8 protein-coding genes and 1 pseudogene are annotated in these 7,854 nt (G+C 69.6%); 7 read left to right on the top strand and 2 right to left on the bottom strand.

The genetic code is table 11. From position 1 onward, the window contains the following. Positions 1-99 precede the first annotated feature (99 nt). Positions 100-1,100: pseudogene (locus AMK22_RS38000) on the top strand (IS5 family transposase). A 19-nt stretch (positions 1,101-1,119) separates the two neighbouring features. Here AMK22_RS38000 and AMK22_RS36930 read toward each other — a convergent pair. Together AMK22_RS36930 and AMK22_RS39850 are read right to left on the bottom strand one after the other, a co-directional pair. After that, positions 1,120-1,968, bottom strand: coding sequence for an inositol monophosphatase family protein (locus AMK22_RS36930; RefSeq protein WP_073792098.1), 849 nt, complete (start codon positions 1,966-1,968; stop codon positions 1,120-1,122). 534 nt (positions 1,969-2,502) lie between these two features. Continuing rightward, positions 2,503-2,667, bottom strand: coding sequence for a DUF6207 family protein (locus AMK22_RS39850; protein WP_158072139.1), 165 nt, complete (start codon positions 2,665-2,667; stop codon positions 2,503-2,505). A gap of 523 nt (positions 2,668-3,190) precedes the next feature. Here AMK22_RS39850 and AMK22_RS41670 point away from each other — a divergent pair. The 6 genes from AMK22_RS41670 to AMK22_RS37995 all read left to right on the top strand — a co-directional run bounded on the left by AMK22_RS41670 (position 3,191) and on the right by AMK22_RS37995 (position 7,836). Then, positions 3,191-4,744, top strand: a complete 1,554-nt coding sequence (locus AMK22_RS41670; RefSeq protein WP_242434326.1) for a serine/threonine-protein kinase — start codon at positions 3,191-3,193, stop codon at positions 4,742-4,744. A 158-nt stretch (positions 4,745-4,902) separates the two neighbouring features. Then, positions 4,903-5,157 (top strand): hypothetical protein, encoded by a 255-nt coding sequence (locus AMK22_RS36910; protein WP_073792091.1) that lies wholly within the window; start codon positions 4,903-4,905, stop codon positions 5,155-5,157. A gap of 432 nt (positions 5,158-5,589) precedes the next feature. Then, positions 5,590-5,955, top strand: a complete 366-nt coding sequence (locus AMK22_RS36905) for a hypothetical protein (RefSeq protein ID WP_199883431.1) — start codon at positions 5,590-5,592, stop codon at positions 5,953-5,955. A 626-nt stretch (positions 5,956-6,581) separates the two neighbouring features. Then, positions 6,582-6,881: a hypothetical protein gene (locus AMK22_RS36900; protein WP_073792088.1), complete on the top strand. Its 300-nt coding sequence runs from the start codon at positions 6,582-6,584 to the stop codon at positions 6,879-6,881. Between the two features lie 22 nt (positions 6,882-6,903). Beyond that, on the top strand, positions 6,904-7,284 hold the full coding sequence (locus AMK22_RS36895; RefSeq protein ID WP_073792087.1) for a hypothetical protein: 381 nt from the start codon (positions 6,904-6,906) through the stop codon (positions 7,282-7,284). Positions 7,285-7,482: 198 nt separating this feature from the next. Then, entirely contained in the window at positions 7,483-7,836 is a 354-nt protein-coding gene (locus tag AMK22_RS37995) for a thioredoxin domain-containing protein (protein WP_079186611.1), read from the top strand. Positions 7,837-7,854 lie beyond the last annotated feature (18 nt).

Here is a 7,854-nt window from a genome sequence, read left to right as displayed (position 1 = left end):
CTTCATGTTCACCTAGGGTAGTGCCATGACAGCGGTCCGCTGTCACTCCTCGTGAAGAAGCCTGCGGAGTCGTGATCAGCGTGCCGGTAGAACATTCGTGTGGCGAGACGTGAACTGAATGATGTCGATTGGGCGTTGGTGGAACCGTTGCTGCCGATAGGCGGGTACGGGCCGTATCCGCACCGGTTGCGGGACCAGTTCGAGGGTGTGGTCTGGAGGTTCCGTACCGGGAGCCAGTGGCGGGAGATACCGGAGGAGTTCGGGCCGTGGTCGACGATCTACGACCGGTTCCGACAGTGGCGCGATGCCGGGGTGTTCCAGGCCCTGATGGAGGCGCTGATCGCCGAGGCCGCGCGACGCGGGCAGGTGGACCTCTCGCTGGTCAGCGTGGACTCTACGACCGCCCGTGCACATCACGACGCGGCGGGGGCACGGGTGAGTGAGGACGTGCTGGCCGCCCTGGAGGAAGCCATCGAGAAGCCAAAGGGGGCCGCGGGAAGGGACAAAAGGATCAAGAGGGTGCGGAAGAAGCTGAGGCGGCCGACCCTGCCCGTGCCGAGCGGCGCCGGGTTCGCCGTCGGCGCCGCGCGCGGCTGAGGGCCGCCGCCCTGGGGCGTTCGCGAGGCGGGTTGACCAGCAAGGTGCACCTGGCGGCCGAACGGCGCTGCCGTCCGCTGTCCTTCGTGCTCACCCCCGGGCAAGCCGCCGACAGCCCGCAGTTCATCCCCGTCCTGCGGGGCATCAAGGTCCGCGGCTCGGTGGGCCGGCCGCGCACCCGGCCCGACGCCGTCGCCGGCGACAAGGCGTACTCCTCCCGCCACAACCGCGCCTACCTGCGCAGCCGTGGGATCAAGGGGGTCATCCCGGAGAAGGCTGACCAGGCGGCCAACCGCAAGAAGAGGGGCCGTCGCGGCGGACGGCCTGTGGCCCACGACGCCGAGCTCTACCGGGACCGCAACACGGTGGAACGTCTGATCAACAAGTTGAAGGCGTGGCGCGGGATCGCCACCCGGTACGACAAGACCCCCGAGAGCTATCTCGCGGCACTCCACCTTCGCGGCTCGGTCATCTGGCTCCGCAGCCTCCGCTCCTGCGATTGATCACGCCCTTGCGCAGGCACTAATCCCCATCGGCGAGAGCCTGCCAGTCGCGACTGCGCGGCAAGTCCTTCACCAACTGCAAGAACTTCTTATGCAGCTGACCGTTGGTGACCAGCACCGACATATCACCCTGCAGCACGGACGCCCCGCCCAGGTCGGTCACCCGACCGCCTGCCTCCGTGACGATGACCGGCATCGGAGCCACGTCCTCGTAACCCATCGGCGGACCGGCAATCACCCCGGCATCAGCCCACCCCGTCACCAGGGCCGCGATCATGCCCGTCGAAGGCATGAGGAAGACCCGACGGTGGAGAGCGGAAAGGAGTTCCTCCGACCAGCCCGCCGGGTTGTGCATCAGCGTCCTCGCCCCGCCCAGGGCGGTCCGCTCCGAGACGTGAGCACGTCGGCCCGACCGCAGGTCCGGGTCCGGACCCGGCAGCACCCAGCAGCCCAGACCGCGGCCCGCCACCACCATCTGCTGCCGCAGCGGCATGTTGACCACGCCGACGGCCGGACCGTACTCGTCCTCGTAGGCGAGATCGTTCGTGAACAGCGGCACCCGGTGGGTGAAGTAGGTGGTGCCGTTGATGGGGTCGATGATCCATCGACATCCCGATGACCCGCTGGTCACGCCTCCCTCCTCGCCGAAGATTCCATCGTCCGGCGTCCTGCGACCCAGCTCGGCCCGGATCAACTCCTCGACGGCCACGTCGATCTCGGTGACCTCGCTGCCGTCCTCCTTGCGACGGCTGCGCCAGCCACCACCAAAGAAACCTTCCGCGGACATCTGCCCAGCACGACCGGCCAGGCACACAGCGAAGTCCAGAAGCTCCCGGTCAACGGGAGGCGCATCGAACGCATAGTCCATCCGACGAGCCTTTCACGACCTCCATGACCGCGTGGAGCCAGATCAACTTCATACGCCGCAGAGCCAACATTGGTCACAACTCCGTACACGTCGCATGAGGCACCGGGCCGCCGACGCGGCCCCGGGCCCGGCTCGCACCGGCACACGACGGCGGCACGGCCGCGGTGTGCCGGGGCGTGTTCCGGTCCCGTACCACTCGGCCCGGAGCCCGGGGCGCGCGACGTCCGGGTCTCACCATGCAGTCATATNTCGTCCGGCGTCCTGCGACCCAGCTCGGCCCGGATCAACTCCTCGACGGCCACGTCGATCTCGGTGACCTCGCTGCCGTCCTCCTTGCGACGGCTGCGCCAGCCACCACCAAAGAAACCTTCCGCGGACATCTGCCCAGCACGACCGGCCAGGCACACAGCGAAGTCCAGAAGCTCCCGGTCAACGGGAGGCGCATCGAACGCATAGTCCATCCGACGAGCCTTTCACGACCTCCATGACCGCGTGGAGCCAGATCAACTTCATACGCCGCAGAGCCAACATTGGTCACAACTCCGTACAGGCCCTAGCGGTGAACGCACAACACGCGCCGGAGGCGGCCCACCACTGTTCCGGCCCGGTCACTACGGCGGGGGCGGTTTCCTCGTCGGCGGCGGCGATGTCGAGAACCACGAGGCCGGGCTCGTCGATGTGCTGGGCGTCGATCTTCATGCAGACCCTGACGCGGCAACTGCCCGGCCAGGTTCGCCGACGTCGCGCACGCCAGCCGTACGAGCGAGGTGAGGCCCCAGCCGGAACGACCCACCCGCAGGTTTCCGCGTGCGAGGCCAAAGGAGCCAGCACCAGGTCCTCCGCCCCCGGCACCCGGACCACGGCGTACAGCGCGGCCCGCCGCGGTGACCGAAGCACCAGATGTTCCGGGCGCCGACGAGGGTCAGGGGGCCGCGCTTCTCCGACGGGCTCAGGACCTGGGCAGATACCGCGAGTGGATCGGACAGTTTTACCCGCGGGGGAGCGGGGCCGGACTACCGTCCCCGCCACGACCGGTACCTGACAGGGGACCTGATGGGCAGGCAGCACAACACCCGGCTTGAAGCGGCGATGACGGAGCACGGCTTCACGCACCCTGGCACAGCTTCCATGCACCTCGTGAACAAGGCCGCCATTACAGTGACGCACGTTGAGGTCGTGAGCGGACACTGATGGGGGCGGACGCATGCTGGGTGGGAGAGCCGTGAGGGTGCAGCCGGGCGAATGCATCGGGCCGTACACCGTAATAGCCGAGCTGGCGAGCGGTGGGATGGGGTGCGTCTACCTGGCCCGCTCGCCGGGCGGGCGGACCCTGGCCGTCAAGACGCTGCTGTCCGAGGGCGCCGACGGCAGCATTGCGGATGCCGATCGTCGCCGCTTCGCCCGGGAAGTGTCCCTCGCGCGTCGGGTACAGGGCGCGTACACGGTCGGTATCGTCGACGCTGACGCCGAGGCACCACTGCCCTGGATGGCCACGGAGTACATCGCCGCACCCTCCCTGCGAGACCTGGTCGAGACCTGTGGCCCGCTGCCCGACTCCGCTGTGCTCTGGATAGCGGCCGGTATGGCCGAGGCACTGATCAGCGTGCATTCCGCCGGCCTGGTGCACCGTGACGTGAAGCCGTCAAACGTCCTGCTGCCCGCGGAAGGGCCGCGAGTGATCGACTTCGGCATCTCCCAGGCCGCCGATGTGACCCGAACTCACGCCGCGCTGGGAACGATCGCGTACACCGCGCCCGAGCAAGCACGGGGCGAGACCAGCACCTCCGCTTCCGACGTCTACTCGCTGGGCGCCACGCTGTTCTACCTGGCTGTCGGGCGCGCCCCGTACCAGGACAGCGGTTCCGGGCCAGCCCTGGAGCAACTGGTACGCGTCGCTCAGGGCGAACTGGACCTCACCGGCCTGCCCGCGGAGCTCGATCCGCTGATACGCCCCTGCCTGTCGCTCGACCCTGCGGCACGGCCGATCGCCGGGCAACTGCTGGACCAGTGCGCCGCCGAGCTGCTGCGGCGTCCGGACGCGCACGGGGCGGCGGACTGGCTGCCGCCATCCTGGGTCCAGGCCATCGACCAGCACCGGGAGCGTAGGGGGCGCGAGGTCGAGGAGGCCCAGCGGCGCATCGCCCCGGATGCCACGACGCGGCCCGTCCCGGCGGCGCCGCCCACCGCCGTCCTTACCCGGCAGGAGGGCGGCGGCAGCAGTATGGCAGCCGACGCAACGACGGGGGGCCCGGGGAACCGCGGGAGAACGGCGTGGTTGTGGGGCGTGGCCCTGCTGGTCCTGGGTGCCGTAGGAGCGGCCTTTTTTCTGTGGGACCGGAACACGGGCGAGCCCGGAATGGTCGCGCCCACCGGGCGCCTGAGCTTCCTCCCGGTCACCAAGACCGCTCCGGGGCCCTGTCCCACACCAGGCCCGAACTCCTACACGTCCGAGGACGGCGCCTACTGTGCGACCGTCAGTACGAACAGCACCCGGCTGGACGTCGATCTGCTGGCCGCCGCGCACGCTCGTTTCAACAGCGAGAAGGGGTGGTTCGTCAGCATCATTTTTGATGGCGAGGACGCCAAAAGGTTCAGCGCGCTTACGGCAGAGGTGGCTGGTAACCCGCCACCACGGCAGGTAGCCATCGTCCTCGACGACCGAATGCTGAGCGCACCCGCGGCGCACAGCGCAATCAGCGGCGGGCGCATCGACATCTCCGGCGCGTTCACCAAGCAGGAGGCAGAGCAGATGGCCCACGACCTCGGCGCCCGCTGAGCCACCGAACGCGGCCGGCCTTACGGCCTCTTCACCCCGGCCACCTCCTCCACCCGGCACCGCGCTGCGCTCAGCGCGCTGCCGCGGCCTGAACGATCCGACCGGGGCCGGACACACCACGGCCCCCCGGAAAATCGGCCGCGGCCCGCCGTGCCGCTGTGGCCGCCGCTGCGCACCGCGCGGCCCGCCGGACGCTCACGCGCCTGGCCGACGATCTCGCGCAGGCTGAAGAGCTCCTCGAGCGCGCGTGCCATGACGTTCGGGGCGCTGACCTGAGGTCCGCAGACCTCACCCACCTCTACCTCGGCGGCCTGCGCTGGGACGAGTCCACGCGGTGGCCCGAGCAGCAGCGCGAGCACATCCGTACCGCCTCCGATCCGGTCGACGGGATCCGCCAGATCCGCGACCGCTGAACACGGCATCGTCCCGGTGGTACGGGGGAGACCACCGGGACGATGCCGTGTTCAGCCTACGCAGCACTGTTCATCCGCGCGCGGGGATCGCGGGAAGTGCCCGGATGCGCTCGCCCAGGGCCAGCCGCAGCCCGAACCGGCACCGTCCCCTCCCGCCGTGCTCCGTTCACCACTTCTGCCCCAGCAGCCTCAAATTCCCATCTTTGTGCACTCTTTGACGCAGTTCTTCTCCTGCCCCGATACAGGGCGGGCCGGTCAGGCCCGGTCGACCGACACGAAGGAGAAGGCGATGACCGAGACGAGGACCAGCCGCGCGACGGACGCGGAGACGATCACGGTGGGGATGGCACGGCGGCCGGGCACCGAGCCGCCGTGCGCCAATGGCTACGACCGAGACGCAGATCCCGGAAATCCGTCCGACTGGTCCTGCTCGTGACCGACGACGTCTCGGACCAGGTGGGTCATGAGCTCATGGAGGCGCTGTGCCGCACGCACGCGGCGGACCCACAGGCCTTGGCCCACGCACTGACCGCCGCCGCGGAAGCCGCCGAAGAGGGCTACCGCGACGATGCCACGGTCATCGCTATGGCGGGCGCGCCGGTCTCTCCCCGGCCTGGGAAGCCACGGGGCCTGATCGGGCTCCGTGGCAGCGAGGAACTTCTCCAGTGCCGTGGCGTCCAGGAGGTCGATCCAGGCCATGCCGTCGGGCAGGGGACCAGTGCCGGCGGCCAGCAGGTCGGCTGCTTCGCCGCCAGTGGCGAACACCGTGCGCATCGCGGCCTCGTGTCGCCAGCATAGGGGGAGTTCGTCGGGCCCGGCCTGGGAGAGTCCGGCCAGGCAGGCGCGGGCGGGCGGAGTGAGGGCGACGGCGTGGGAGCACAGGAAGTCCTCGAACGCGGCGCTGGCCGGGGAAGGCGTCGGCGCCCGGGTGGGGACCCAGGTCCTGCCGCGCTCCTCTACTCGGTGTACGGGATATCGCCGGTGCCGGTAGGACAGGTCCATGGCGGTCCGCGGTGTGCTTGGCCTCCCCGTACGCCTGGAGTGCGGTGCCGAGCCGGTGCACATCGTCGGCCAGGGCGTCGGTGAAGGCCGTCCTGGGCGGGAAGAGCCGGTCGACGTTCTGGACGCGGGCGACTGCCGCTTCCCAGGTCAGTCCGGCCTTGGCCCGCCCGCCGCCGAGCCTGCTGCGAGGGTGTGCGGGCCCGAGGAAAGAAGTAGGTGTCCCGGAGCCTCTCAAGAGACCGCTGCCTGTTGCCAGGACGCCATCCCGGGACCACGACGGCAGTACCAAGGTATTTCTTCGCCGAAGCGATTCCAACCCTGTGCCACTCTACCGGTGTCTTCGCCCCCGCCGGTGTCCGCTGGCGGCGTTGTCACGTTGTGGCGTGACCTCGCGGCGCGCGGCACGTTGGACAGTCCGACACGTGCATAGCCCGCCCCCGTCGGGCGCGTGTGACAGCCCTCGACTCCCGCCCGGCGTCAGGGCCGTCGTCGCGCCCGCGCGGAGAAGGCCGGCCGGCCCCGACTGGCACGTCTCCATCGGCGACCCCGACCGCGGCGCTCTCGGCTACTGCACCGGCACCGGACCCGACGAAACGTTCGACCCCGACGCCGCCAACCGGGTCCTGGAGCAGGGCGGCTGCCGTGTCACCGGTCCATGGACGGAGGTGCCGCCGACGGGCGACGCTCCGTTCACCGTGACGGTCGAGAAGGCCAGCGCATAGCCGGGACACGAGCAGGACATCCTTGACCCAGGCGTTCAACAACCAGGCGGAGCAGTACGTGTCGTGGAGAGATGCGGTCCAGCCGGCCTTGAGGATGCTGCTCCAGCCGGAGACCCGGATCGACCCGCACCTGGAGATATTGCGCCTGGGCGCGGAGCACAAGGACACCCTGCCGCCCGCCCCTGGCCCCGTCCCGCCGACGGGACTGCCGCACGTACCGCCGCAGCACAACCCCTCCGGCCACCCGCACCCGTCCACCACGGTCGGCCACCCCTACGCGCCGGGCCCGCAGAACCCGTACGCGCAGGGAGCCGCCAGGAACCCGTACGCACCCGGCCCGCAGAACTCTTACGCCCAGCACCCCCAGCCTCCGCACCGCCCGCAGGGGCCTTACGGAGGCTGACCGGTCGAGGTGTTCCGGCGCCGCCGTCAGGTGACCGCGCTCAGCGCGTCCGCCAGCTACGTCGGGCCGCGCGCGGCGAGAGCGGCAGCGCCCAAAACGGCGGCCACACGACCAGAACGGGACCCACCCGAAGACCCCGCTCAACGACCTTCGCACCCCCGTCCTACTCTCTATGTCCTGGTCCGAGGAGGGGGATACATGCTGCTGACGTACGCCGGAAGACGGTTGGCCGCCATCCTGACAGTTTGTGCGCTGGGACTCTCAGTGAGCGGATGCGGTGGGGGAACGACGCAGAGGCCGAAGCCGGATCCGCTGAATTCGGCCTTGGCCCAGTTGGGAACGCTGTCCGAAAAGTTGGAAGTGGTGCCCGAGAAGCTGGACACCGATGGCACCACCATCATTGTCGGAGATCCGCAAGCCCTGGTCACCGTGCACCTCTATGAGGATCCGCGTTGCCCCGTGTGCCAGGAGTTCGAACTCACCGGCGGCGGACCGCCGCTGCGTGTCCTGACCGAGTGGGGTGTCACCAAGACCGAGTACACCTTTGCCTGAACCGCCCCGGGTTCCATA

It is taken from the genome of Streptomyces sp. CB01580, assembly GCF_001905795.1.
In the GTDB taxonomy this organism is placed as follows: Bacteria; Actinomycetota; Actinomycetes; order Streptomycetales; family Streptomycetaceae; genus Streptomyces.
This window is presented reverse-complemented; position numbering and strand designations above follow the sequence as displayed.